At 70.5% G+C, this 26439-nt stretch carries 19 protein-coding genes; 7 read left to right on the top strand and 12 right to left on the bottom strand.

Translation table 11 applies throughout. The annotated features are described in order from the left end of the window. Positions 1-45: 45 nt before the first annotated feature. The 7 genes from OG966_RS24705 to OG966_RS24675 all read right to left on the bottom strand — a co-directional run bounded on the left by OG966_RS24705 (position 46) and on the right by OG966_RS24675 (position 14388). A complete protein-coding gene (locus tag OG966_RS24705) occupies positions 46-1758 on the bottom strand; it encodes a serine/threonine-protein kinase (RefSeq protein ID WP_326655349.1) in 1713 nt (570 codons plus the stop codon). Positions 1759-1880: 122 nt separating this feature from the next. Beyond that, positions 1881-3596 carry a serine/threonine-protein kinase gene (locus tag OG966_RS24700; RefSeq protein WP_326652013.1) on the bottom strand — a complete coding sequence of 572 codons (1716 nt, stop codon included), beginning with the start codon at positions 3594-3596 and terminating at the stop codon, positions 1881-1883. Positions 3597-3675: 79 nt separating this feature from the next. Next, complete coding sequence (locus OG966_RS24695) at positions 3676-5301, bottom strand: serine/threonine-protein kinase (RefSeq protein ID WP_326652011.1); 1626 nt, start codon at positions 5299-5301, stop codon at positions 3676-3678. Between the two features lie 29 nt (positions 5302-5330). Next, positions 5331-6929, bottom strand: coding sequence for a serine/threonine-protein kinase (locus tag OG966_RS24690; protein ID WP_326652010.1), 1599 nt, complete (start codon positions 6927-6929; stop codon positions 5331-5333). Between the two features lie 154 nt (positions 6930-7083). Further along, positions 7084-9912, bottom strand: coding sequence for a protein kinase (locus OG966_RS24685; RefSeq protein WP_326652009.1), 2829 nt, complete (start codon positions 9910-9912; stop codon positions 7084-7086). 140 nt (positions 9913-10052) lie between these two features. Beyond that, positions 10053-12350 carry a serine/threonine-protein kinase gene (locus tag OG966_RS24680; protein WP_326652008.1) on the bottom strand — a complete coding sequence of 766 codons (2298 nt, stop codon included), beginning with the start codon at positions 12348-12350 and terminating at the stop codon, positions 10053-10055. A gap of 331 nt (positions 12351-12681) precedes the next feature. Further along, on the bottom strand, positions 12682-14388 hold the full coding sequence (locus tag OG966_RS24675) for a glycerol-3-phosphate dehydrogenase/oxidase (protein WP_326652007.1): 1707 nt from the start codon (positions 14386-14388) through the stop codon (positions 12682-12684). 228 nt (positions 14389-14616) lie between these two features. On the opposite strand from OG966_RS24675, the gene OG966_RS24670 reads away from it, so the two are divergent. Both OG966_RS24670 and OG966_RS24665 read left to right on the top strand, forming a co-directional pair. After that, complete coding sequence (locus tag OG966_RS24670) at positions 14617-15858, top strand: nucleotide sugar dehydrogenase (protein ID WP_326655348.1); 1242 nt, start codon at positions 14617-14619, stop codon at positions 15856-15858. 111 nt (positions 15859-15969) lie between these two features. Next, positions 15970-16458, top strand: a complete 489-nt coding sequence (locus tag OG966_RS24665; RefSeq protein WP_326652006.1) for a hypothetical protein — start codon at positions 15970-15972, stop codon at positions 16456-16458. Positions 16459-16638: 180 nt separating this feature from the next. On the opposite strand, the gene OG966_RS24660 is transcribed toward OG966_RS24665, so the two are convergent. The 4 genes from OG966_RS24660 to OG966_RS24645 all read right to left on the bottom strand — a co-directional run bounded on the left by OG966_RS24660 (position 16639) and on the right by OG966_RS24645 (position 20984). After that, positions 16639-17763 carry a GuaB3 family IMP dehydrogenase-related protein gene (locus OG966_RS24660; protein ID WP_326652005.1) on the bottom strand — a complete coding sequence of 375 codons (1125 nt, stop codon included), beginning with the start codon at positions 17761-17763 and terminating at the stop codon, positions 16639-16641. A gap of 112 nt (positions 17764-17875) precedes the next feature. After that, a complete protein-coding gene (gene guaB, locus OG966_RS24655) occupies positions 17876-19378 on the bottom strand; it encodes an IMP dehydrogenase (protein ID WP_326652004.1) in 1503 nt (500 codons plus the stop codon). A 164-nt stretch (positions 19379-19542) separates the two neighbouring features. Continuing rightward, complete coding sequence (locus OG966_RS24650; RefSeq protein ID WP_326652003.1) at positions 19543-20118, bottom strand: sigma-70 family RNA polymerase sigma factor; 576 nt, start codon at positions 20116-20118, stop codon at positions 19543-19545. Between the two features lie 254 nt (positions 20119-20372). Further along, positions 20373-20984, bottom strand: coding sequence for a response regulator transcription factor (locus OG966_RS24645; protein ID WP_003948568.1), 612 nt, complete (start codon positions 20982-20984; stop codon positions 20373-20375). 432 nt (positions 20985-21416) lie between these two features. Here OG966_RS24645 and OG966_RS24640 point away from each other — a divergent pair, with 432 nt between their 5' ends. Continuing rightward, the gene (locus tag OG966_RS24640) at positions 21417-21740 is read left to right on the top strand and encodes a WhiB family transcriptional regulator (RefSeq protein WP_326652002.1); all 324 of its coding nucleotides are present in this window, start codon (positions 21417-21419) and stop codon (positions 21738-21740) included. A gap of 70 nt (positions 21741-21810) precedes the next feature. Here the strand turns inward: OG966_RS24640 and OG966_RS24635 are convergent, their stop codons facing one another. Further along, positions 21811-22707: a LysR family transcriptional regulator gene (locus OG966_RS24635; protein ID WP_326652001.1), complete on the bottom strand. Its 897-nt coding sequence runs from the start codon at positions 22705-22707 to the stop codon at positions 21811-21813. Between the two features lie 80 nt (positions 22708-22787). Between OG966_RS24635 and OG966_RS24630 the strand changes: the two genes are divergently transcribed. The 4 genes from OG966_RS24630 (at position 22788) to OG966_RS24615 (ending at position 26406) form a co-directional block, all read left to right on the top strand. Then, positions 22788-23456 carry an MOSC domain-containing protein gene (locus OG966_RS24630; protein WP_326652000.1) on the top strand — a complete coding sequence of 223 codons (669 nt, stop codon included), beginning with the start codon at positions 22788-22790 and terminating at the stop codon, positions 23454-23456. Between the two features lie 95 nt (positions 23457-23551). After that, entirely contained in the window at positions 23552-24325 is a 774-nt protein-coding gene (locus OG966_RS24625) for an SDR family NAD(P)-dependent oxidoreductase (protein ID WP_326651999.1), read from the top strand. A gap of 337 nt (positions 24326-24662) precedes the next feature. After that, positions 24663-25649 carry a hydroxyacid dehydrogenase gene (locus OG966_RS24620; protein ID WP_326655347.1) on the top strand — a complete coding sequence of 329 codons (987 nt, stop codon included), beginning with the start codon at positions 24663-24665 and terminating at the stop codon, positions 25647-25649. A gap of 61 nt (positions 25650-25710) precedes the next feature. After that, a complete protein-coding gene (locus tag OG966_RS24615) occupies positions 25711-26406 on the top strand; it encodes an ester cyclase (RefSeq protein ID WP_326651998.1) in 696 nt (231 codons plus the stop codon). The last annotated feature ends 33 nt before the right edge of the window (positions 26407-26439 follow it).

Raw genomic sequence — 26439 nt, 5'->3', positions numbered from 1 at the left:
AGCCCCTCACCATCACGCCAGCGATCGCTGGCAGATAAGGCCTGATCAGGGGCTTGTCTCGGCTTTTCCGAGCTTCAGCCGCTTCCGTACGCCCCGGAACAGATCCTGTCCAGCGGCCTCTTCCTTGCCGCCGCCGGGCATCTCGACGAGCACCGTGTAGTGCTCGCCGGCCTCGGTGACGACGTAGAACGCCAGACGGTGGACGGGGCGCGCGGTGTCGCCCTCCTGCGCGAAGTACGTCACGTCGAGCAGGGCCGCGTCGACGCCGTGGTGGTTGGCCGGCACGACGGTGCCCTTCGCCTCCGACGCCGTGAACTGGCCCGCGCGCGGGCCGCCGCCCTTCAGCCACTTCAACTCGTTCCGCGCCCACCGGACGGCCGTGCCCGTCGTCTTGTCGGCGCGCTTGAGCTCGACCCGGACGGGGTTGCCGCGCTCCTCGTAGGTGATCTCCTTGTCCTTCGCGAGTCCGGCCCCCGAGGTGACGGGTTCACGTCTGTACGTGGAAGGGACGGAGATCTCCGCGTCGAGCCGGGACTCGAGGTGGGGCCGCCAGGTCTGCCAGGCCTCCGGGGTCTCCATGGGCGGCGGTGCGGTACGGGTGGATGTGCCGGCACGCTTGCCGCTGCCGCTGCCGGTGCCGGTGTCCGGCGGGGCGGCTGCGTACGCCCAGACCCCGATACCGACGGCGACGGCTCCGGCTGTTGCGGCGAGCCCGATACGGGCGCGGGCCGGGAGCCTCGGTGGCGTCGAGGGGCCTTGTGCGGCGGGCGGGGCGGGTGCGCGGCCCCCGAGCCGTAAGGTCCCGGATTCGGCGTCGGCCTCGGCGTCGGTGTCGACCCGACCCGAGTCGTCCGTATCCGCCTGCTGCGCCGTCCGCGTCCCGGGCAGCCGGCCGGCCCCGGTCGACCCGGCCACGGGCCGGTCCACCTCGGATCCCGGCCACTCCGCCTCCGGACTGCTCTCGGTCTCAGGCGCGGCAGCCGTGGCTGCCGGCCGCAGCGTCGACGCGCTGCCAGCCGCGACCGCCGCCAGTTCCCTCTCCACCTCGTCGACGGGCGGCCGGTGTTCCGGGGCCTTCGAGAGCAGGCGGACGATCAACTCCGCCAGTGGGCCCGCCCGGACCGGCTTCGGGGCATCTGCCTGGAGGATCGCTGCGAGCGTCGACTCCAGAGTCGTACGGCGGAACGGCGACCAGCCCTCCACCGCCGCGTACAGCAGCACACCCAGCGACCACAGGTCCGCCTCCGGGCCGGCCGTGACGCCCGACATCCGCTCCGGCGCGATGAACTCGAGCGAGCCGACGAACTCACCGCTCACCGTCAGCGGCTCCTCGCCCTGGATCCGCGCGATACCGAAGTCGGTGAGCACCACCCGGCCGTGCGGACCGAGCAGCACATTCGCGGGCTTCACATCCCGGTGGACGATCCCCTTCATGTGCGCCGCGCCCAGCGCGCCCGCCACGGCCAGCCCGATCCGTGCCGCCTCGGCCGGAGGCAGCGAACCGCGCTTGAGTCGCTCGTTCAGGGATTCGCCGCGGATCAACTCCATGACGATCCACGGGAGTCCACCGTCCATCACCACATCGTGGACGGCCACGGCCGCCGGGTGCTCGACCTGGGCCGCGGCCCTGGCCTCCCGCCGCAGCCGTTCGTAGAGCCGCTGCTGGGACGGCTCGCGGGGGTCGCCGGGCAGCCGTGGCTCCTTCACCGCGCAGTCACGGCCGACGAGTTCGTCGCGCGCCTGCCAGACCGTGCCCATGCCGCCGGACCCGACACGTACGGTCAGCCGGTATCGGCCGCCGATCAGCCGGCCCTCACCGCTGCCGCTGTCACTCCCGTTGCCGTCGCCCCCGCCTGCCGGCTCCGGCTGCCCCGCCGGGCTCACAGATCCTGGATCTTCAGATGCTTGACGACCCCGTCGAAGAGCTTGGTGCCCTCCCTCGCCGCCCAGCCCTCCGCGGGCCCGGCCACCCGCAGCCGCCAGTAGACCTCGTCCGCGCCCTTGCCCGTGCCGACGACGCGTTCATGCCAGCGGTAGCGGATCGGGTCGTCGTTCGAGTCGCTGAACTGCACATAGTCGACAAGCGTGTCGAACGCCTTCCTACCCTGCTGCGTCGTGGACGAGGACCTCACCTCCTGGTCCTTGATCTCGGTGCCGTCCTTGCCGCCCTTCTCGTAGTACTGCCGCCAGACGTCGGCCTCCGGCTTGACCTCGCCCTCTACGGTCTTGGTCTCGATGCGCTCCATGTAGACCTGGAAGACACCGCTCGGATCCCAGTACGTGACGCTGTTGCCGCCGTCGCCCTCGACCCGCTCGTACTCCGCCGGAACGGCGATGTTCGCCGAGACGACCTCACGGTCCGGGCGGACCTCCCAGCCCTCCGGGATCCTGTCGCCGCCGAAGGGATCGGCGAAGATCAGGACCAGGGCGACAGCCACCGCGAGCACCCCGCCGCCGAGACCGAACTGCGCCGGCCGGTTGCCCTGCAGCACCGGCGGCACCCACCGGCTCCCACGCCGGGCCGGGCTGTCGGCGCCCTGGCCGGGGGCGCGCGCCAGAAGCCTCGTCGCATCGAGCGGGACCTGCGGCGGCCGCACCACCGACTCCAGCGTCTGCCGGATCTCCGCGGCGTCCGGCCGCATCGCCGGGTCCTTGCGCAGCAGTCGCATCACCAGCGTGCCGAAGGCCCCGGAACCGCGAGCGGGCGTCTGCGGCTCGGCGGAGAGCACCGCCTGCAGCGTCGCGGGGCTGTTGGAGCGGCGGTACGGGGACATGCCCTCGACCGCCGCGTACAGCACCACACCCAGCGACCACAGATCCGACTCGGGACCCGGGTGCTGACCCAGCACCCGCTCCGGCGCGATGAACTCCGGCGACCCGACGAAGGCCCCGGTCTCCGTCAGCCCCTGCTCGCCCTCGACCTGCGCGATGCCGAAGTCGGTCAGTACAACCCGGTCGCCGCGCCCCAGCAGGACGTTGTCCGGTTTGACATCGCGATGCAGCACGCCGGCCTCGTGGGCCGCGGAGAGCGCGCCGAGTACGGCGAGACCGATCCTGGCCGCCTCACGAACGTCGAGCGTCCCGTCCTGCAGCCGGTCGGCGAGCGACTGGCCGTGCACCAGCTCCATGACGATCCACGGTTTGGCGTCCTCGATCACCACGTCGTGCATGGTGACGACGGAAGGGTGGTCGATCCGGGCCGCGGCGCGCGCCTCACGCTGCATCCGCAGATAGACCTTGTCCCGCTCGCGCTCGTTCAAGTGGTCCGGCAGGCGTGGCTCCTTGACCGCGACGTCGCGGTCCACAACCTCGTCGCGGGCCCGCCAGACCGTGCCCATTCCGCCGTGTCCAAGGCGCGAGACGAGTCGGTAGCGACCGCCGATCAGCCGGCTCACCTCGGGATCGGTCCCGGCGCCCGAACCGACGCCGGCGCCTGAACCGGAACCCGCGCCGGAGGCATCTCCAGAGCCGGAACCGGGCAGCTCGGACGCCTGCGTGGGCTGGTACGCGCTGCTCTGCGATGGCACCTGCGCGGCGTTCGGCGGCCGGAGTCCATAGCTGGTGGGCTCGTTCACCCGTCCCCCATCGTTGGTCATGAACACATCCTGACCATAAGTGAATGTGGATACCACCGGCCCAGCGGAGCGGATGCAGACACGTAACCGTGTCCGCGCGTCATCTGTGCGGCGTGAAGGAGTCGAGCGCGGTGTCGAAGTGCCGTCGCGCCTCGTCGAGCCGGCCGACCGGCGCCGAGACCCAGACGTCGTACATCCTGCCGTTCTCGTCCCAGCAGATGTCGAATGTGTGCCGGGGCCCCTCCGCCTGGGAGAAGCCGTTCCAGCTGAACTCCCAGAGCGCCGCGGGCAGTCCGTTGTGCGTGGTCGGGGTGACCTTGCCGTCGCGGTAGCCGGGATTGGTGTTCGGCCCGTCGGCGTCCGAGCGTTGCATCGAGCCGAGCGGCCCGTCGGAAGCGGGGTTCTGCAGCCGGACGCCGATTCTGATGCCCTTGTCCGGCGCCATGAAGTAGACCCGTTTGTCGTCCTCGGAGCGGACGAAGCCCTCGGGGACGGCGAGCGCGAACCCGTCCGGGTCGGCCACCGTGACGTAACCCTTCGGCGCCACCGGCCTGTTGGCGGGAGGGGGAGCGGAGGTGGTGACGGTCACCGTGGGATCCGGCTTCGCGGCAGGGGCGGGTGACTGTGCGGTACGTACCGGAGGCGCACTGCTCGCGACCGTACGGCCCGGCGTTCCCGCCGCCTGTGCTCCGCCGCCCTGCCCGTCGTCCTGCAGCAGCACCGCGGCCGCTCCTCCCGCTCCGGCCAGCGCGGCGACCAGGACGGCGGCGAGCAGGAGCGGCGCGCGGCGGCGGGGCGCGGACGGGGACGCCGGCGCGGTGACCGGCTGCCGGGGCGCGGACGGGGGCGGCACGTCACGGCGCGTGGGTGTGTACTGCGCCGCGACGACCGGCAGCGAGCCCGTCGTGATGTACGTGCGCAGCAGCTCCTCCGCCTCCGTCGCACGGAGCCGGCGCTCCGGGTCCCGCTCGAGAAGCCCCAGGACGACGGGCAGCAGCGGGGCTGCCTGCGCGGGCGGGCGGATCTCGTCCTCGACGACGGCGTGCAGGATGCCACCCAACGAATCACGACGGAACGGCGATTCACCGCTGAGGGCCGCGCACAGCAGCACACCGAGCGACCACAGATCGGACTCGGGGCCGGCCGTGTCGCCCGACATCCGCTCCGGTGCGGTGTACTCCGGCGATCCGACGAACGACCCCGACTCGGTGATCGTCGTGGACCCGGCGAACTGCGCGATACCGAAGTCGGTGAGGACGACCCGCCCGGTGGACTCCTCCAGCAGCACGTTGGCGGGCTTGAGATCCCGGTGCAGCACCCCGAGCCCGTGCGCGGCACGCAGCGCGCCGAGCAGCGCGAGCCCCATCCGCGCCGCCTCCGCCGCATCGAGGGGACCCCGGCGCGAGATCCGTTCGGCGAGCGAGCCGCCGTCGACCAATTCCATCACGATGTACGCGAGTCCGTCGTCCACCACCACGTCATGGACGACGATGACATGCGGGTGCTTGACCCGGGCGACAGCGCGGGCCTCGCGCAGGGGTGCGGCCGCCGACGTGTACGGAGACGCCGGACGACCGGAGTTCCCGTCGTCCGGATGGAGCTCCTTGACGGCGACACGACGGCCCAGCAGCTCGTCGTCCGCACGCCACACGGTGCCCATGCCCCCGCGCCCAAGCCGGTCCAGGAGCCGGTAGCGGCCCGCGATCAGCCGCGATTCCTCGGACACGCAACTCCCTCTCGATCAGCCTGCGTCCATCATGCCGGAGGCCGCCAGCCGCGGAGCATGGTGTCGAACTGTTCGCGAGTCGTCGCCCAGTCCTCGGCCGGGCCCGACATGTAGAGCGCGTACTCCGTGCCGTCGTCCTCGTAGTACATCTGGTCGATGGCCCGCCGCTTGCCCGGAAAGTCCTTCTTCTCGGTCCAGGTGAACTCCCAGAGCGCGGAGTTCGTCTGGTCACGGAAGGTGTTGGGGCGCAGCTTCAATTTCTGGTACTTGGGCAGGCGCTTGAGGGTCTTCTCGATGTCCAGCATATGCATATACGGATTCTCGAAGTCCGGCGAAGTGTCACTGCTGATCCGGATGCGATGACGGCCGTTGTCAGGCGTGTAGTCGATCTGATCGCCGTCCGTCTGGCGTGTCCAGCCCTCCGGTACCAGCAGGCTGAAGCCCTCCGGGTCCTCGACACGGTCCCAGCCGGACGGTGCGGACGCGGGCGCTGAGGCGTCCGGGGTCGACTGGGTGCCCGTACGCTTCGAGCTGTCCTTGACGGCCCCGTACTTCATGGCGGCCAGTCCCGCACCGCCGCCGACGACGGCGGCGAGCACGACGACGATCGCCGCCATGCGCAGCCGGCCGCCGCGCCGTGGCGCCGACGCGGAAGCGGTGCTGTTGATGTCGGTGTCGGCGGGGACCGGGGCAGAGGCGCGCCGCGTCGGCGCGGCCATCCTGGCGGTCTCGGGCCGTACGTGCCGCTGGGTCGCCCGCTGAGCGGGCACCTGCGGCTGCTTCGCGGCCGGCGCCCGCCCGTCCATCGCCTGCAGCAGCATCCGTTCGGCCTCGGCGGCCGAAGGACGGGTGGCGGGGTCCTTGCGCAACAGCTCCATGATCACGGGCGTGAGCAGGCCTGCCGACTCGGGGCGGCGCGGTTCCTCTGCCACCACCGCCTGCATGGTGGCGAGCGGCGAGGAGCGGCGGAACGGCGATTCGCCCTCCACCGCCGCGTAGAGCGTCGCGCCCAGTGACCAGAGGTCGGAAGCGGGCCCCGGATCGGCGCCGCGCACCCGCTCGGGAGCCAAGTAGTCGATGGATCCGACGATTTCCCCGGTGCGGGTAATCGTCGAGTCACCCTCGATCGAGGCGATCCCGAAGTCGGTGATCAGGACCCGGCCATCGCGGCTGAGCAGTACGTTGGCGGGCTTGACGTCCCGGTGGAGCACACCGGCGGCGTGCGCGGCGCCCAGCGCGCGCAGTACGTGCAGCCCGACGCGGGCGGCCTCGAGCGCGTGGATCCGTCCGGACTCCTTGGCGGCGTCGGCCAGCGAAGGCCCGTCGACGTACTGCATGACGATCCAGGGCCGCGAGTCGTGCTCGAGCACGTCATGGACGGTGACGACTCCGGGGTGGCTGATCCGGGCGGCGGCCCGGGCCTCTTTCTGGGTGCGGGCATGCAGGACAATCCGGTCGGCCTCGGAGGCGTAGCGACCGGCCGTCAACTCCTTGACCGCGACAACCCGGTGCAGCACCTCGTCATGTGCGCGCCAGACCTTGCCCATGCCGCCGCTGCCGATCGTCTCGCTCAGCCGGTAACGCCCGGCGAGCAAGAGACCCTCGCCCGTGCTCTGACTGTGTTCCACGTCCCCCGCCCCGTTCCTTGGGATCACAGGTTACGGAGGTGAAGTACGGGCGCGGAACCTCGGATGGCTCAAGTGACCTCACTGTGATGCTTGTGACTCTGCGCAACGAGAGGCAAAACAGCCGCTAACGGGTGTACAGCAGGAGGACAGGTGTCTAACGGGTCGCGCGGTAGGCGTTCGTGGCCTCCTGGTAGGCCTCCGTCACCTTGTCCCGCTGGTTCTCCGGGCCGATCACCTGGACGACGTGGTAGCTGCCGTCGACGATCAGAGCGAGGTTGCGTACGTAGACCTCACGGCCGCTGCTGTCCTGCCAGGTGAACTGGCCCTCGGCCATGGCCTGCTGCCCCACGTCGATACGGCGCAGCCCGGTCGCCCCCGCCCAGGAGGAGTCCCGGAACGGTTGGAGCTCTCGCTCCTTGTCGCGCTGGTAGACCAGCGGATCGGTGCCGTTGGCCTTCACGGTGTCCCGGCCGGGGACGACTATCAGGGTGAAATCTCCGTCGGCGTAGCGGACTTGACCGCTGTCGTTGATGGGACGGCGCTGCCAGGTCTTGTCGACGGCGATCTGGAAGCCTTCCGGGTCCTTGCGCAGCGCGTAGCCGTACGGGAGCTTCCCGGCCGGGGCCGATGTCTGGGGCTGCTGGGCACCTCCGGGGCTGCCGTTGGAGGTCGCGGGCGGGGTGTCCGGGGCGGTACGGTCCGGGCTCGCGCCGGTGGCCGAAGGGCGGCCGCCGTTCTTCTGCTGCGGCTGGTCCTGTTGCTCCGAGCCGGACTTCGGCATGAACAGCACCGCGTACGCGACGGCGGCCACCAGGACGACCAGGACAAGCAGCAGGAGGGTGCGGCCGAGCGCCCGCGGCCCGCGCTCACCGCGTCCGCGCCGCTCGCGCCTGGACTTCGTGTGACGGTGGCGGCCGTGGACCACCTCGGCCGAGCCCGCGCGGCGCTTGCGCACCAGCTCGCCCCGGCGGCGTACGACGGGCAACCGCGTGCCGTCGACCACGCTCGACGGCAGCGGCACGACGTCCATGCCGGCCTCGGGCTCGGGCGCGGACCGGACGAGCGAACGCAGCCAGCCGCGCAGCTCCTCGAAGTCCGGGCGTTCGGTGGGGTCCTGGCGCAGCAGCGACTCGACCACGGGGCGCAGCGGACCGCACTCCTCGGCGAACGCGGGCGGCTCGGCGCAGACGAGCTGGACCAGCTCGACGGCGCTCTCCTCGGGGTACGGGGCGTGGCCCTGCACGGCGCGGTAGAGCAGCGCACCGAGCGCCCAGAGATCGGTCGAAGGGCCGACCGGGGCCGCCAACTGCCAGTTCTCGTGGACGGGTCCGGCCTGCTCGGGCGCCCACCGCTCGGTGACGGCACCGACAACCGCGATGCGCGCCTGCCGGGCGCGTTCGGCGGCCAGTGGCGTGGCGGGGCCGCGGTACGCGGGGGTGCTGCCGCTCGCGACGATCTCGTCCCAACGCCCGGTGGGGGCACCGCTGCCGGCCGCGACGGGCTGCCGCTGGGCGTCCGCGCGCAGTGCGTCCCCGCCACCGCCGTGCTCCCAACTCCCGCCGCTGCCTACGGCCGGCGCGGCGGGCCGATGGCCGGACCGGGCGCCGGGCAGCGCGGGCCCGGCCCCGTAGGGGTCGCCGCTGCCTTGCGGGGCGTGGCCACTGCCGGGCCGTGGGGCGGGCCGGGCGCCGTAAGGGCTGCCACCGGCGCGGTCGCGGTCCGAGCGGTCACGGTCGGAGCGAGGGCCGTTGTCCGGCACCGCCCGGCGGACCCCGTACGGCAGTTCGCCGTCGGCGGGCCTGCCGCCTGTGGGCATGCCGCTGCCGCCCGCGGGTACGGAGCCGGGTCCTTCACCGCCCGCGAACGGCCTGTCGTGCCACGTCCCCGCCAGCCGGGCATGGCCGGGATGACCGCGACCGTCACCCGGATACCAGCCGCCCTCGTCCTCCCCGTCGTCCTCGTCGTCGTCGATGTCGTCCACATCGATGGCCGGGCGCAGATCGCCCGGCCGCTGGGCCCACCAGTCCGGGTCGAAGCCGGTCTGCACCGGGCGGTCCAGCGGGTCGCCCGGCGCGCTGTCCTGGCGCTGGTCGCCGCCGGCGCGTGCCGCGGCCCTGGCGCCCGCGCGGTACGCGGCGATCGCGCCCGCCCTGGCGGCGCGGACATCCGGCACACCACCACCGGCCCCGCTGCCGGGCAGCGCGACCGGAGCTGCGGGCGAAGCCTCGTACGGACCGTCCTCCTCGGCGTCAGCCTCGTCGTCCGCATCCACCGAGCGGGCGGTCTCCAGCGCGGCCCGCCCCGGGGATACGGGAACTCCTGCCGCCGGCAGCGGCTCCAGCTCCGCGTCAAGCACCTCGTCCTGCTGGTCGCTCTCGTCCGGCGGCGCCGGCACCGGGGCATACCCGCAGAGCGCCTCCTCAGCCGCGCCGGACGCGAGTCCGGTCAGAACCACGCGCCCGTCGTCGCAGACGAGCACTGTGCGGACGGTGATGTTCCGGTGGGTCCAGCCGTGCGCATGCAGCACACGGAGCGCGGTGAGCACATCGGAGGCGACCTCGGCCGCCCGGTACGGGCTGAGCGGCTTCTCCGCGAGGAGCGCCGCCAGCGGCCGGGCCGCGACACGTTCGCTCACTATCCAGAGCGAGCCGCCCTCGGCGAAGACGTCGAAGACCTGGTCCAGGCGCGGGTGGTCGGGGATCTGCGCGGCCGCCTGCGCCGCGTCGATGGCCCGCCGCACCGCGGGGTCCGTGGGCCGCCGCGTCGTACGCCCCTGCGCCCTTCTCGGTACCGCGGCCCCGGCCATGCCGTCCGCGTCGAGCACCTCCGCGTCCACGACCTCCGGTAACGGCACCTGCCGCACCAGGACTTCCTGTCCGCTGTACGTGTCGAACGCGCGGGTCTCGACCAGTTCGTACGCGTCGGAGGGCAGCAGCGGCAGGCGGTAGCGGTCGGCGAGCACCCGTCCCGCATAGTCGTCCACGACGCCTCCCCACGAGCGCGCTGTCCCCCCGGCTGGTCCCGGAGGCCCGCATCAAACCGTCAATTCCGGTCTTTTGACGGCCCCTTACGACCCCTTGCGGCTGCGTACCGTCCGCGAGCTCTCACGATACGTGGCCTTGCTCAGTCCTTGGGCTTGAATGTGGCGAACGCCGTCCTGCGCAGCGTCTCGCACTCCGCGCTCTCCCACTCGCCGGCCTTGCACGTGATCATGATCGAGTAGCCGTGCGTGGCATCCACCCTGAAGCCCCTGTTGAGGACCCGTACCCGCTGACCGCCCTGATTGCGCTCGAACTGCCAGTCGGCGACGGTCGGATAGCCGTTGTACTCGACCTTGCCGATCCCGAGGTGCTTGTAACCACTGCTGCTGCCTGCGGTCCCCGGCATCGCCGCATTCCAGGCAGCGGCGGCGTCGTCCTTGGGGCTGGGGTTGAAGTCGACCTGGACGCGCGGGAATCCACTGCGGACGCTGAAAATCCCGCCGGAGTTCTGGCCCGCGATGTCGGTGAGCCTGAAGCCCTTGGGCATCGCCATCGTGAAGTGGAACTGGTCGTTGGACACCATTACGTATCCGGCCGGCAGCCCGTTCCCGCCTGTGGGGCGGTCGGTCTTGGGCTTCCCCGACGGCTGCCCGGCGCCGCCGCCGGTGTTGTCCTTGCCGGCACCCGTGCCCGTGTCCTTGCCCTTACCGGTGCCCTTGCCGGTGTCCTTGCCCTTGCCGGTGCCGCCGTTCGTGGCCCCGGCCGAAGCGGACTTGTCGCCCTTGGACTTGGGCTTGCCCTTGCCGCTCTTGTCGTCGCCCAGCGTCAGATAGAGCACGGTGGACAGCACGGCGAGCGCGGCGACGACCGCGATGATCAACAGCGTGCGGCGCGGCACCACATCGGTGAGGGGCGCCCGCATCGGGGCGGTCCGCGCGGCGGGTGCCTGCGGCGTGGGCCGCGGCTTCGGTTCCGGCTTCGCGGCCGCCGCCGCGTTCCGTACCGAGCGCAGCGCACCGCGCACCCGGTCGGCGGCGGGGTCCTTCGGCTTCGACTGCGGCGGCGCCGGGGGGACCGGCGGCAGCGCGATGGCCCGGGTGGCCTCCGGCGACGGCTCCGGCTCGGCGAACCGTTCCGGCGCCTCGGGCGCGTGCAGTACATCGATGAGCAACGCCCGTGCGCCCGCGTCGTCGAGACGCTGATCGGGGTCCTTGGCGAGCAGGCCGTAAATGACCTCCTCCAGCGGGCCCGCGTTCTTCGGCGGGTCGAGCGGCTCGGTCATCACGGCGGTCAGCGTCGCGATCGCGGAACCCTTGTCGTACGGCGGGCAGCCCTCGACGCTCGCGTACAGCAGACCTCCCAGCGACCAGAGGTCGGCGGCCGGCCCGGGCTTGTGGCCGCGGGCGCGCTCGGGAGAGATGTACGAAGGGGCGCCGACGAGCATGCCGGTCGAGGTGATCGAGGGGTCGCCCTCGACCTGTGCGATGCCGAAGTCGGTGAGCACCACGCGTCCGTCCGAGCCGATCAGCACATTGGACGGCTTCACATCGCGATGCAGGATGCCCTCGCGGTGCGCGGAACGCAGTACGTCCAGGATCGCCAGCCCGACCTCGGCGGCCCGTCGCGGCGTCAGCGTGCCGTCCTCACGCACGGCTTCGGCGAGGGACTTGCCTTCGACGAGCTCCATGACGATCCACGGGCGGTCGTCCTCGTCGACGACGTCGTAGACGGTCACCGCGCTGTTGTTGCGGATCCGGGCGATCGCCTTGGCCTCGCGCAGCGTGCGCGTGATGAGCCGGCGCTTCTCTTCCTCGTCGATGCTGTTGGGGAAGCGCAGTTCCTTCACGGCGACGGTACGGCCGAGCGTTTCGTCGACTGCCCGCCAGACCGTGCCCATGCCACCGCGCCCGAGCACGCCTCCGAGCCGGTAACGCCCGGCGAGAAGCCGCCCTTCGACCTCGCGCCCGGACTCCTTCCCGCCCGCGGCTGCCTTGGCAGCACCCTGCGCGGTGCCGGACGCTGCGGCCCCCGACCGGGCCCCGGATGCGACGGCCCCGGCTCCGGACTCGACCCCGGACCGGGCAGACCCGGCTTTGGGCCCCGCCCCGGACCCGGCCTCGGACCCGGACGCGGCCTCGGCGGACCCGGCCTCGGCACCGTGACCGGAAACCTTCTCCGCGCCCCGTCCTGAGACCTGGTCAGACCCCGGCTCCGAGCTCTGCCCGGAGCCTCCGGAACCCTTTGCGGGCTCCGCCTCCGATCCCGCGCCGGCCCCCTTCACGGGCTCCGGCTCGAGCCCGGGCCCGAGCTCTTTGCCGAGCTCCTTCTTGGAGTCCCTGGACTCCGCCTCCAGCTGCGTTCCGGAATTCTGCCCGGCGTCCCGCTGGGGCTCCTCGGCCGTGTCCCGCTGGGGCTCCCGCGACTGCTCCGCCTCCGACATGCGTCCCCTCTGCGATCCCTGATCTTCGCCCGCGCCTGCCGCTTCCCGCGCGATGCGGTAACCCGCCCTGGCAGAGCCCCCATTGTCCCCTACTCCAGGACCGGCGTATCTCCCGGGTCCGACGTCCGTCGGGACGGGTCCGGAAGCATGGGACCACCCACAATGCCACTACTCGGTGTGAAGCTCACCGCTTGGCTGGTCGTAGCCCTGCCCAGCCAAGCGGATTGCACTCCTCCGCTCCACTCGCCGCCCCGGACCGGCCTCCCCCGAGGCCGGTTTCCGCCGGTTCAGAGCCGGAAATGTGGAGCCGGTGCCGGACAGGGCCCAGAGGTCAGATCGGCACGATGTCCGGCGCCCCCAGCCGCGCCGCGTCCGCCGTCAGGTCGTCCGGCTGCCGCTGCGATTCACGCTCGGCCTCCACCCGCTTCTCGTAGTGCTCCACCTCTTTCTGGATCTGCTCGTTGTCCCAACCGAGCACCGGTGCCATCAGCTCCGCGCACTCGCGTGCACTCCGTGTCCCCCGGTCGAAGGTCTCGATCGATATCCGGGTCCGCCGCGTCAGCACGTCGTCGAGGTGCCGCGCCCCTTCGTGCGATGCGGCATAGACGATCTCGGCCCGCAGATAGTCATCCGCACTGCCCAGCGGCTCACCGAGGGCCGGATCGTCGGCGATCAGCGCCAGCAGCTCCTCGATCATCGAGCCGTACCGGTTCAACAGATGCTCCACGCGCACCACATGGAGTCCGCTCCGCGCCGCGATCCTCGCCCGCGCGTTCCACAGCGCGCCGTACCCTTCGGCGCCGACCAGTGGCACGTCCTCCGTGACGCATGCGGCCACTCGCTGGTCGAGCGCGTGCACGGCCTCGTCCACCGCGTCCTTCGCCATCACACGGTACGTCGTGTATTTGCCGCCCGCGACGACCACAAGACCCGGCACCGGATGAGCGACCGTGTGCTCGCGCGACAGTTTGCTGGTCGCGTCCGACTCCCCGGCGAGCAGCGGCCGCAGACCGGCGTACACGCCCTCGACGTCGTCCCGGGTCAGCGGCACTGCCAGCACCGAGTTGACGTGCTCCAGCAGATAGTCGATGTCCGCGCTGGATGCCGCGGGATGGGCCTTGTCGAGGTCCCAGTCGGTGTCCGTCGTCCCCACGATCCAGTGCCGGCCCCACGGGATGACGAACAGCACCGATTTCTCGGTCCGCAGGATCAGCCCGGTCGTCGAGTGGATCCGGTCCTTGGGTACCACCAGATGGATGCCCTTGGACGCGCGCACATGGAACTGCCCGCGCTCCCCGATCAGCGCCTGGGTGTCGTCCGTCCACACACCCGTGGCGTTGACAACCTGTTTGGCCCGGACCTCGTACTCCCCGCCGGCCTCCACGTCCTGCACCCGCGCCCCGACGACCCGCTCGCCCTCCCGCAGGAAGCCGATCACGCGGGCCCGGCTGGCGACTTGGGCGCCATAGCTCGCCGCCGTACGCACCAGCGTCGCCACATAGCGTGCGTCGTCCATCTGGGCGTCGTAGTACTGCAAGGCCCCGACCAGGGCGTCCTTCTTGAGACAGGGCGCGACCTGCAGTGCGTGCCGCCGGGAGAGATGACGGTGGACAGGCAGTCCGCGCCCGTGCCCCGACGACACGGACATCGCGTCGTACAGCGCGACGCCCGATCCGGCGTACAGCCGCTCCCAGCCCTTGTGCTGCAGCGGATACAGGAACGGCACCGGCTTCACCAGATGCGGCGCCAGCCGCTCCAGCAGCAGCCCGCGCTCCTTCAGTGCCTCCCGTACGAGCGCGAAGTCCAGCATCTCCAGATAGCGCAGCCCGCCGTGGATCAGTTTGCTCGATCGGCTCGACGTGCCCGATGCCCAGTCACGCGCCTCGACCAGACCGGTCGAGAGCCCGCGCGTCGCGGCGTCCAGCGCGGTCCCGGCTCCGACCACGCCCGCGCCCACTACCAGCACGTCCAGTTCACGCTCGGCCATCCCGGCGAGCGCCTCCGCGCGCTCCGCGGGTCCCAGTGTCGCTGTCCTCACTGTTGCCTCCCGTCGCCCCCGTGAGTCCCCTGCGGTCGGGCTAACAAGGTCGATTCTGTCCGCCCTGGTCGACTTCAGCCACCGGCTGTGGATAACACTCGGACAGTCACAAGCTCGCAATGCGACATATCAGTCATATTTATGCCTAGTCTGACATTGCGCACGCTCGTTCTGCCCACAGGGCTTGCGCTCTCTGTCCCCTCCGGCTACGGGAAGGACGCCAACGCCATGCCCGCAGATCTCGCCGTCATCGGACTCGGCCACCTCGGCCTGCCCCTCGCCCAGGCCGCCGTGGCCGTCGGCATCGAGACCATCGGCTACGACACCGACCCACGCCACCTCACAGAACCGGCCGCGGGACGCACCCCTGCCGACATCCGCCGGATGCTCTCGGGGGGTTTCCGGACCGTCACCGACCCGGGCGAGCTCGGCCGCGTACGCACCGCCGTCATCTGCGCCCCCACGCCTCTCGGCGCGGACGGCACCCTCGACCTCACAGCGGTCGCCGAAGCCGCCCGGGCGCTGTCGTCCCGGCTGCGCCCGCACACCACCGTGCTGCTGGAATCGGCCGTCCAGCCCGGCACCACGGAGAACTTCCTCCGCCCCATCCTCGAGGAAGGCTCCGGGCTGCGGGCCGGCCGCGACTTCCACCTCGCCTACTCCCCCAGCCGCGTCGACCCGGGCAGTCGCACGCACGGCTACGCCAACACCCCCAAGGTCATCGGCGGTCTCACCCCGGCCTGCACCGAATCGGCCGCCGCCTTCTACGGCCGGCTCACCGACAAGGTGGTCCGCGCCCGCGGACCGCGGGAGGCCGAGACCGTCAAGGTCCTCGAGACGAACTTCCGGCATGTCAACATCGCCCTGGTCAACGAGATGGCGGTGCTCTGCCACGATCTCGGCGTCGACCTGTGGGATGTCATCCGCTGCGCCGAGACCAAGCCGTTCGGCTTCCAGGCCTTCCGTCCCGGCCCCGGCGTCGGCGGCCACGGCGTCCCCCTCGACCCCAACTGCCTCCCGCAAACCGGCCGTACCCCCGGCCACCCCCTGCGGATGGTCGGCCTCGCCCAGGAGATCAACACCCGGATGCCGCAGTACGTCATCCAGCGCTGCGCCACCCTCCTCAACGAACACGGCAAATCGGCCCGCGGCGCGCGCGTGCTGCTCATGGGCATCACCTATAAGCCGGACCTCCCCGACCTCGAGAGCTCCCCGGCGGCCGAGGTCGCCCGCCGTCTGCTGGACCTCGGCGCGGCCGTCAGCTACCACGATCCGTACATCCCCGACTGGCGCGTCAGCGATCAGCCGGTGCCCCGCGCCGACTCGCTCTACGAGGCCGCCGCCAGCGCGGATCTGACGGTGCTTCTCCAGCACCACCGCACGTACGACCTCCAGGGCCTCGCGGTCAAGGCACAGCTCCTGCTGGACACAAGGGGAGCCACCCCGGTCGGCGCAGCGCACCGCCTCTGAGTCTCACAACGGCTCCATAACTGAATGCCGCGGTGTCGGACCGGACTGCTAGTCTCCGGGACCTCCGCTCGCACGGTCGTGCGACGCATTCGTCCCTGGGGGGATTTCCACATGAGCCAGCCTGTTCCACCGCCGTCCGGCAACCCGTTCGCCGGTGAAGGCGCTCCGTACGCCCCGGCTCCGCCGCCGGCCCCGGTCCGCGACAACATCGGCCTCGGCCTGGTGGCCGCCGTCGTCGCCGCCCTGGTCGCCGCGGGCGCGTACGGCGCGATCGGCGGCGCCATCGAACGCGAGATCGGCTACGCGGCCATCGGTGTCGGCTTCCTCGTCGGCTTCGCCGCCGCCAAGGTCGGCGGCCGCAACCCGGCCCTGCCCGTCATCGGCGCGGTGCTCGCGCTCGGTGCCGTGTACCTGGGCCAGCTGGTCGCCATCGCGGTCATCTTCACGAAGCTGGGCGACCTCTCCTTCACGGAGTACTTCTTCGGCCACTTCGGCGACCTGACGAAGGTGTGGAAGGAAGCGGCGGACTTCATGTCGTACGTCTTCCTCGCCGTCGGCGCGGCCGCCGCGTTCGCCGGTGCCAAGAAGGCCCACGGCTGATCCACGCAAGCGAAGGGGCCCCGCACCACCAGGTGCGGGGCCCTCCTGCGTACAGACCCGTACGAGCCGCTCAGACCCGTACGAGCCGCTCAGACCCGTACGAGCCGCTCAGACCCGTACGAGCCGCTCGGACTGTACGACCCGTGCGTGCGGCCCGGGCAGACCGTGCAATCGTCAGCGTCAGCGGCGGTGCTGCGAGTCCGCCACCGTCACCTCGACGCGCTGGAACTCCTTGAGTTCGCTGTAGCCCGTCGTCGCCATCGCCCGGCGCAGCGCGCCGAAGAAGTTCATCGAGCCGTCGGGGCTGTGCGAGGGACCGGTGAGGACCTCCTCGGTGGTGCCCACGATGCCCAGGTCCACGAGCTTGCCGCGCGGCACGTCCTCGTGGGCTGCCTCCATGCCCCAGTGGTGGCCCTTGCCCGGCGCGTCCGTCGCACGGGCCAGCGGGGAGCCGATCATCACCGAGTCCGCGCCACAGGCGATCGCCTTCGGCAGATCCCCGGACCAGCCCACGCCGCCGTCCGCGATGACATGGACGTACCGGCCGCCGGACTCGTCCATGTAGTCGCGGCGCGCCGCGGCCACATCGGCGACAGCGGTCGCCATCGGAACCTGGATGCCCAGAACGTTGCGCGTGGTGTGCGCGGCGCCGCCGCCGAAGCCGACCAGGACGCCCGCGGCGCCCGTACGCATCAGGTGCAGCGCGGCCGTGTAGGTGGCGCAGCCGCCCACGATGACCGGCACATCGAGCTCGTAGATGAACTGCTTCAGGTTCAGCGGCTCGGCGGCGCCCGAGACATGCTCGGCGGAGACCGTCGTACCGCGGATGACGAAGATGTCGACGCCCGCGTCCACCACGGCCTTCGAGAACTGCGCGGTGCGCTGCGGCGAGAGCGCGGCGGCGGTCACCACACCCGAGTCGCGCACCTCCTTGATCCGCTGCCCGATCAGCTCCTCCTTGATCGGAGCCGCGTAGATCTCCTGCAGGCGACGGGTCGCGGCGCCCTCGTCGAGCTGCGCGATCTCGTCGAGCAGCGGCTGCGGGTCCTCGTACCGGGTCCACAGGCCCTCGAGGTTGAGCACACCCAGACCGCCCAGCTCACCGATGCGGATCGCGGTCTGCGGGGAGACCACCGAGTCCATCGGAGCGGCCAGGAACGGCAGCTCGAAGCGGTAGGCGTCGATCTGCCAGGCGATCGAGACCTCCTTCGGGTCCCGCGTACGCCGGCTCGGTACGACGGCGATGTCATCGAACGCGTACGCCCGGCGGCCGCGCTTTCCGCGCCCGATCTCGATCTCAGTCACGATGTGTGGCCTCTCCTTCTACGTCTGCGCTTCCAGTATCCCCGACCACACGGGAGGGGCGGCCCCGGAACCCCGGGGCCGCCCCTCACCGCATGCGTTCAGCACACGGCTGTCATCGCCTGGTGTAGTTCGGCGCCTCGACCGTCATCTGGATGTCGTGCGGGTGGCTCTCCTTGAGCCCCGCCGACGTGATCCGTACGAACCGGCCGCGGTCCTGCAGCTCCGGCACCGTGCGCCCGCCGACGTAGAACATCGACTGCCGCAGACCGCCTGTCAGCTGGTGCACGACCGCCGAGAGCGGACCGCGGTAGGGCACCTGGCCTTCGATGCCCTCGGGCACCAGCTTCTCGTCGGAGGCCACGCCCTCCTGGAAGTAACGGTCCTTCGAGAAGGAACGCTGCTCGCCACGGGTCTGCATCGCGCCCAGCGAACCCATGCCTCGGTACGACTTGAACTGCTTGCCATTGATGAAGAGCAGCTCACCCGGCGACTCCTCGCAGCCGGCGAGCAGCGAGCCGAGCATCACCGTGTCCGCGCCCGCGACCAGCGCCTTGGCGATGTCGCCGGAGTACTGCAGACCGCCGTCGCCGATGACCGGGACGCCGGCCGCCCTGGCGGCGAGGGAGGCTTCGTAGATCGCGGTGACCTGCGGTACGCCGATACCGGCGACCACACGTGTCGTACAGATGGAGCCCGGTCCGACACCGACCTTGATGCCGTCCACACCGGCGTCGATCAGCGCCTGCGCGCCGTCGCGGGTGGCGATGTTGCCGCCGATGACATCGACACCGGCCGCATTCGACTTGATCTTGGCGACCATGTCTCCGACCAGCCGGGAGTGGCCGTGCGCGGTGTCGACGACGATGAAGTCGACGCCCGCCTCGATCAGGGCCTGGGCCCGCTCGTACGCGTCACCCGCGACACCGACGGCCGCACCGACGAGCAGCCGACCGTCCTTGTCCTTCGCGGCATTCGGGTACTTCTCGGCCTTGACGAAGTCCTTGACCGTGATCAGGCCCTTGAGCACACCGGACTCGTCGACCAGCGGAAGCTTCTCGATCTTGTGCCGGCGCAGCAGCTCCATGGCGTCCACACCGGAGATCCCGACCTTGCCCGTGACCAGCGGCATCGGAGTCATGACCTCGCGCACCTGGCGCGTACGGTCCGACTCGAATGCCATGTCGCGGTTGGTGACGATGCCGAGCAGCTTGCCCGCGCGGTCGGTCACCGGGACACCGCTGATACGGAACTTGGCGCACAGCTGGTCGGCCTCGCCGAGCGTCGCGTCCGGATTCACCGTGATCGGGTCGCTGACCATGCCGGACTCGGAGCGCTTGACCAGGTCGACCTGGTTGGCCTGGTCAGCGATGGAGAGATTGCGGTGCAGCACACCGGCGCCGCCCTGCCGGGCCATGGCGATGGCCATCCGGGCCTCGGTGACCTTGTCCATCGCCGCGGACAGCAGCGGGATCTTCACCCGTACGTTCTTCGAGATGTACGAGGAGGTGTCGATCTGGTCGGGCGCCATGTCAGAGGAGCCCGGCAGCAGCAGCACATCGTCGTAGGTCAGCCCGAGTGTCGCGAATTTATCGGGCACTCCGTCGACGTTGGTCATGACACCTTCCCCAAATGGCCTTGATCGGTGCGGATGTCCATGCTAACGGGCTCAGCAGCGGTCTCATTCCACCATCAAGATCAGCGAGCAGCTTTGTATATTCATACGTACGAGACGTGCTGCTCGGTTCAGTGCCCGGCCAACCGGTCGGTCCAGCACTCGGCCTACTGCTCGGCCAGGGCGCGCAGCCGGCTGAGCGCGCGGTGCTGTGCGACGCGCACTGCGCCGGGTGACATTCCCAGCATCTGCCCGGTCTCCTCGGCGGTCAGCCCCACAGCGACCCGCAGAACCAGCAGCTCCCGCTGGTTCTCCGGCAGATTGGCGAGCAGCCTCTTGGCCCACTCGGCATCGTCACTGAGCAGCGCGCGCTCCTCGGGACCGAGCGAGTCGTCCGGACGCTCCGGCATCTCATTGGACGGCACGGCCGTCGATCCCGGATGCCGCATGGCCGCCCGTTGCAGATCGGCGACTTTGTGGGACGCGATGGCGAAGACGAAAGCCTCGAAGGGCCGCCCGGTGTCCTTGTACCGCGGCAGCGCCATCAGCACCGCGACACAGACCTCCTGCGCAAGGTCCTCCACGAAGTGACGCGCGTCGCCCGGCAGTCGGCTCAGCCGCGCGCGGCAGAAGCGCAGCGCCAGCGGATGGACATGCGCGAGGAGGTCGTGCGTAGCCTGCTCGTCGCCATCGACGGCACGGTGAACGAGTGCACCGATCACCGTGGTCTCGTCGTCGCGCATCGGTCCATGGTGCCTTGACGGCTGAGATTCCGTGGCACTGTGTCCAATGTTGTGCACCGAAGCGTTATGAGCAGGTGCGCCGGAACTCATCTCCTGCGCCCTCCCCTCCCGCTCGACCGACTTGTCCCCGAGGAACTCCACACCTCAAGGATGCGGCATCGCGCGGGAAACGGATGCCGACGCCCGTCCGCCGTCCCGCCCACCGAGTGGCGGGCGGGATCCGTCGTACCCCCGTGGCGACCACTCGCGTGGGCCTAGCGGACCAGGCCCCAGCGGAATCCGAGCGCGACGGCGTGCGCCCGGTCCGAGGCTCCCAGCTTCTTGAAAAGCCGCCTGGCATGCGTCTTCACCGTGTCCTCGGAGAGGAAGAGCTCGCGGCCGATCTCGGCGTTCGACCGCCCGTGGCTCATTCCTTCGAGCACCTGGATCTCACGCGCGGTGAGCGTCGGCGCCGCGCCCATTTCCGCCGAACGCAACCGGCGCGGCGCCAGCCGCCAGGTCGGGTCGGCGAGCGCCTGGGTGACCGTCGCGCGCAACTCGGCGCGCGAGGCGTCCTTGTGCAGATAGCCGCGAGCACCGGCGGCGACCGCGAGCGCGACGCCGTCCAGGTCCTCGGCGACGGTCAGCATGATGATCCGGGCGCCGGGATCGGCGGAGAGCAACCGTCGGACCGTCTCGACGCCGCCCAGTCCGGGCATGCGTACGTCCATCAGAATCAGGTCCGAGCGGTCGGCGCCCCAGCGGCGGAGGACTTCCTCGCCGTTGGCCGCGGTCGTCACGCGCTCGACGCCGGGCACGGTCGCAACCGCGCGGCGGAGCGCCTCTCGGGCAAGCGGGGAGTCGTCGCAGACGAGGACGGATGTCATGGCCGCCCTCCGCAGCTGATGCGCGTCACCTTGAGCCTCCAGGCTGAGTACGTTTCGTCACCTGTGCGGTTGAACGCTCTCGGACATGTGCCCGAGCGCTTGTTGTTTCAACCGCCTCCGCACTCTCAACGACGGTCACTCGAAAGAGTTACGGGTCGGACAGCCGCCTTCGGCACTCTACGTGAGGGGCCGTGCGCAGAGGAGAGCACTGCAGGTCATCCGTCCTTTCATCGGCAAGCTATGCCCCATTTAGCGCCTTTTCTTCCCTTTTCCTGGTGTCTGTGGCTAGATTCGCAATGAGTCATATTTACATCTACTAACACCGTAGATGTACGGTCGTGGTCACGGTACGAGTGCCGGATCCGACTCGTATCGCGTTCTGATCCGACCTGTCCTGTATCCACTCAGCACGGTTTCAAGGGGACAAGCGCTATGGCAGATTTCTCCCGCCTTCCCGGACCCAACGCCGATTTGTGGGACTGGCAGCTCCTCGCAGCCTGCCGTGGGGTGGACAGCTCTCTCTTCTTCCACCCCGAGGGTGAGCGTGGTGCTGCACGGAGTGCGCGCGAGAACTCGGCGAAAGAGGTCTGCATGAGATGCCCGGTCCGCGCGGAGTGCGCGGCGCACGCGCTGGCGGTGCGGGAGCCGTACGGCGTGTGGGGCGGACTGACCGAGGACGAGCGCGAGGAGCTGATGGGGCGCGCACGGCATCGACTGATCCCGGCGACCAGCGTGGGAGGCGTACCGCGAGGCTGACCCCGTCGGTACGAAAAGTTCGAAGAAACGTTCCCGCAGCGACCCCCCGCCCTTCGTGAGCAGGGGTCGGTCAGGGCCGTCGTGACGCGGCCAGAGTCAGCTGGTCGAGCATGGCGGCGACCGCCGGGACCTGCGCCAGGTCCGGGAGCGTGAGCGCGACGATCTCTCGCTGGACCGCGGGCTCCACAGTCACGGTGCGCGCGGCCTTGGGCCGAACCGACTCCATCGCCAGCTCGGGCAGGACCGCGACACCCAGACCGGCGGCGACCAGGCCGATCACCGCCGGGTAGTCGTCGGTGGCGAAGTCGATACGCGGGGTGAAGCCCGCCTCCTCGCAGACCTCGACGAGCTGGCGGCGGCAGCGCGGGCAGCCCGCGATCCAGGGCTCGCCGGCCAGATCGCCGATGGCGACGGAGTCCGATCCGGCGAGGCGGTGCCCCTCGGGGACGAGGCCCACGAGGCGGTCGGTGAGCAGCGGCCGGGCGGTCAGGTCGTCCCACTCCGTGTCCGTCCCGCCATAACGGAAGGCGAGCGCCACATCGCAGTCGCCCTCCCGCAGCATCTCCACCGAGCGGGGCGGCTCGGCTTCGACGAGAGAGACGCGGGTGCCCGGGTGGGCCGCGCGCAGGGCGGCGAGCGCGGTCGGCACAAGCGTGGAGCTGCCACTGGAGAACGAGACCAGCCGGACACGGCCCGCCCGCAGACCGGCGATGGCGGCGATCTCCTCCTCGGCGGCGGTGAGGCCGGCGAGGATTCCCGAGGCGTGCCGCACGAGCGCCTCACCCGCCTGGGTGAGCCGCATCTCGCGACCTGTACGGATCAGCAGCGGGGTTCCCGCGGACGTCTCGAGCGCCTTCATCTGCTGGCTGACGGCGGGCTGTGTGCAGCCCAGCGTGCGCGCGGCCGCCGAGAATGAGCCGGTGGCGGCAACGGCGCGCAGGACACGGAGATGACGGGCTTCGATCACTCTTCGAATATAAGGGACCCTTGGAGGGAAGGCTATAAATTGGATGGTTCGTTTGAGGCAGGGGGTTTAGCGTGGCGTCCATGAAGCTTCTGACCGTGAATGTGGGACGGCCGAAGACCGTCGAGTACACCGACTCCGCGGGCGGCACGACCGGCATCGACAAGCGGCCGGCCGAGGGGGCCGTCCGGGTGATGGAGCCGGGCCCCAAGGGACAAGGGGCCGGCGGCGTCGTCGGGGACACGGTCTGCGATCTTCGGCACCACGGCGGGACCCACCAGGCCGTGTACGCGTTCGCGCGCGAAGATCTGGACTTCTGGGAGCGGGAGTTGGGGCGGTCGATAGCCAACGGCTCCTTCGGGGAGAACCTCACGACGAGCGGGCTCGATGTGACCGGGGCGAAGATCGGTGAGCGCTGGCGGATAGGCGACGAGGTGGTGCTGGAGGTGACAAGCGGCCGCACTCCGTGTCGTACGTTCGCGAGCTGGCTGGGTGAGAAGGGCTGGGTCAAGCGCTTCATGCGGCACGGCGCGCCCGGCGCGTATCTGCGGGTCGTCGAGCCCGGCGAGATCCGCGCGGGCGACGCGATCGAGATCGTGCACAGGCCGGATCACGAGGTGACGGTCGAGCTCTCGTTCCGGGCCGACACCACCGAGCGGGAGCTGCTGCCCCGGGTGCTCGCGGCCGGCGAGGCGCTCCACCCCGAGCTGCTGAAGGACGCCCGCGCATACGTCGCCAAGCACGGCGGGTAGGGAAAACCTCGGACAAGGCCCCTGGGCAGGCACGGAATTCCGGCTGGCAAGGGGCCTCCCCCGCGTTCCCACACGGGGGCACTAACGTGCCGCCTATGACGACTGCACTGATTACGGGAGCGACCGCGGGGATCGGGGCCGCGTTCGCCCGACGGCTCGCGGCCGAGGGACACAACCTGGTGCTGGTGGCCCGCGACACCAAGCGGCTGCACGAGCAGGCCACCGAGTTGCACGACCGGCACGGCATCGAGGCGGAGGTGCTGACCGCCGACCTGTCGCAGGATGCCGGGATCGCCGCGGTCGAGAAGCGGCTCGCCGACCGGAAGAACCCGGTGGACCTGCTGGTCAACAATGCCGGGTTCGGCAACAAGGGACGCTTCCTCGAGGTGTCCATGGCCGACGAACTGACGATGCTGAAGGTGCACTGCGAGGCAGTGCTGCGGCTGACGGCTGCGGCGGCGGAGTCGATGCGGGAGCGCGGCCGGGGCGGGGTGGTGAATGTGGCGTCGGTGGCCGCGTTCGTGCCGCGCGGGACGTACGGCGCTTCGAAGGCATGGGTCGTGCAGTTCACGCAGGGCGCCGCGCGGGATCTGGCGGGTTCGGGCGTACGCCTGATGGCGTTGTGTCCCGGATTCGTGCGGACGGAGTTCCACGAGCGGGCCGGGATGGGGACGGACAACATCCCTGGGTGGATGTGGCTGGACGCGGACAAGGTGGTCTCCACAGCCCTGGCGGACCTGGCCCGCGGGAAGTCGCTCTCGATCCCGGACCCGCGCTACAAGGCACTGATGGGTGCGGTGAAGCTGGCGCCGCGCGGGTTGCTCGGCGGGATCACGTCCAGGACAGGCCGGAAGTACGGCCCGCAGTAGGCGCGTTGCGGGAACGATCCGGCCGGCGGACAAGCACGGCCGGGGGCGCGGCAGAGATCTCGGCCAGGGTGTGGACGGGGGCAGGGTCCCTCCTGGATGCCGCGTTCAGCGTCAACATCTACGGGGCCGTACTCCCCCGCACTCGTGAAACCCTTCGGGGTGCGACCTCAAGAGATCTATGAGGAGCTCGAGTTCCACCATGGACGACGCCACTGACCATCGCTCCGGCGGAAACCACGGAGAGAACCGCGGCAAGAACCCGGGCGGGCGCCCGGCGGAGAACCCTGGTGAGAACCCGGAGGAAGGCTCCGGCAGCCGCCCGTCCCTCCTCCTGGCCATGGGCCCCGGCATCGCCGAGCGCCTGCTCGACGACCGCCACCGCGACCGTCTCACCGCGCTCGCCCGCACCGACCCGCACCTGGTCGCCCACGATCTGACCGCGCCTTCGCCACCCGTCGCGGACGCGCTCGCCACGGCCGACGTACTGCTGACGTGCTGGGGCACGACCCCGCTCACCGCCGAGGTCCTCGACGCGGCCCCGCGGCTGCGCGCAGTCGTCCACGCCGCAGGCTCCGTCAAGCACCACATCACCGAGGCCTGCTGGGAGCGCGGCATCGCGGTGACCTCGGTCGCCGCGGTCAACGCCCTGCCCGTCGCCGAGTACACGCTCGCCGCGATCCTCTTCGCCAACAAGCGCGTTCTGCGCACCCGGCGCCGCTACCGCGCGCTGCGCACCCACCACGACTGGCACCAGGAGCTCGACGGCGCGGGCAACTACGGCCGTACGGTCGGGATCGTCGGCGCGTCACGGATCGGCCGCCGGGTGATCGAGCTCCTGCGCCCGATCGACCTGCGGGTTCTGCTGTACGACCCGCACGTGGAGTCGGCCGAGGCCGCCCGCCTCGGCGTCGAGACCGTGCCGCTGGACGTGCTCTGCGCCGACAGCGACGTCGTCACGGTCCATGCTCCGCAGATCCCGGCCACTCGCCATATGATCGGCGCCCGGCAGCTGGCACTGATGCCCGACGGCGCCACTCTGGTCAACACCGCGCGCGGTTCGCTGGTCGACGAGCGGGCCCTGCTCGGCGAGCTCATCTCCGGACGCCTCGATGCCGTACTGGATGTGACGGACCCTGAAGTCCCGTCTGCCGACTCGCCCTTGTACGACCTGCCGAACGTCCTGCTCACCCCGCACATCGCAGGCTCGCTCGGCCGCGAGCTGCACCGGATGGCCGACCGGGCGCTGGACGAGGTGGAGCGGTTCGCGGCCGGGCTGCCTTTCGCGGACCCGGTCCATCCAGGAGCACTGAAACATTCCGCTTAACTCATCATTAGGCGCAATTCTCACTAAACTGGACGCATCCCACCCATTTCCGGGAGGCGCCATGAAATTCGTACAGATAGTCGACTACAAGACCGAGCAGTACGACACCATGAACCAGCTCATGGACAAGTGGGTCGACCAGACCCAGGGCAAGCGGACCGCCACTCACACCCTCACAGGCAAAGACCGCGCCGACGACTCCCACTACGTCGAGATCGTCGAATTCCAGTCGTACGAAGACGCGATGAAGAACTCCCATCTGCCGGAGACCGACCGGATCTTCCAGGAGATGGTGGCGCTGTGTGACGGGATGCCGTCGTTCACCGACCTCGATGTGGTCCGTGACGAACAGCTGAACGCGGCGGCCGCCCGCCGCTTCTTCCACGAGATCGCCGTCGGAGGCAATCTCGACGCCATCGACGAGCTGTTCGCGTCCGACTACCGGGACCACGACATCCTCAAGGAAGAGGAAACCCTCATCGGGTCGCAGATCCTCCGCAGCGATGTCAGCGGCTGGCGCGACGCCTTCGACTTCACCTTCAACCTGGACAGGCAGGTGACCGAGGGGGACGACGTCGTAACGCTGTGGACCTGGACCGGCACCCACAAGGGCGACTTCATGGGCATCGCCCCCACGGGCAAGCAGTGCACCATGACCGGCACCACGATCTTCCACTTCGAGGACGGGAAGATCCACGAAGGCTGGTGGCACTTCGACATCATGCGCCTGATGCGGCAGCTCGGCGCGCTGGGCTAGCCGGCACCGGTGTTGCCGGGGCCCCGGCAACAC

This window comes from Streptomyces sp. NBC_01750 (genome assembly GCF_035918095.1).
Taxonomy (GTDB): domain Bacteria; phylum Actinomycetota; class Actinomycetes; order Streptomycetales; family Streptomycetaceae; genus Streptomyces.
This window is presented reverse-complemented; position numbering and strand designations above follow the sequence as displayed.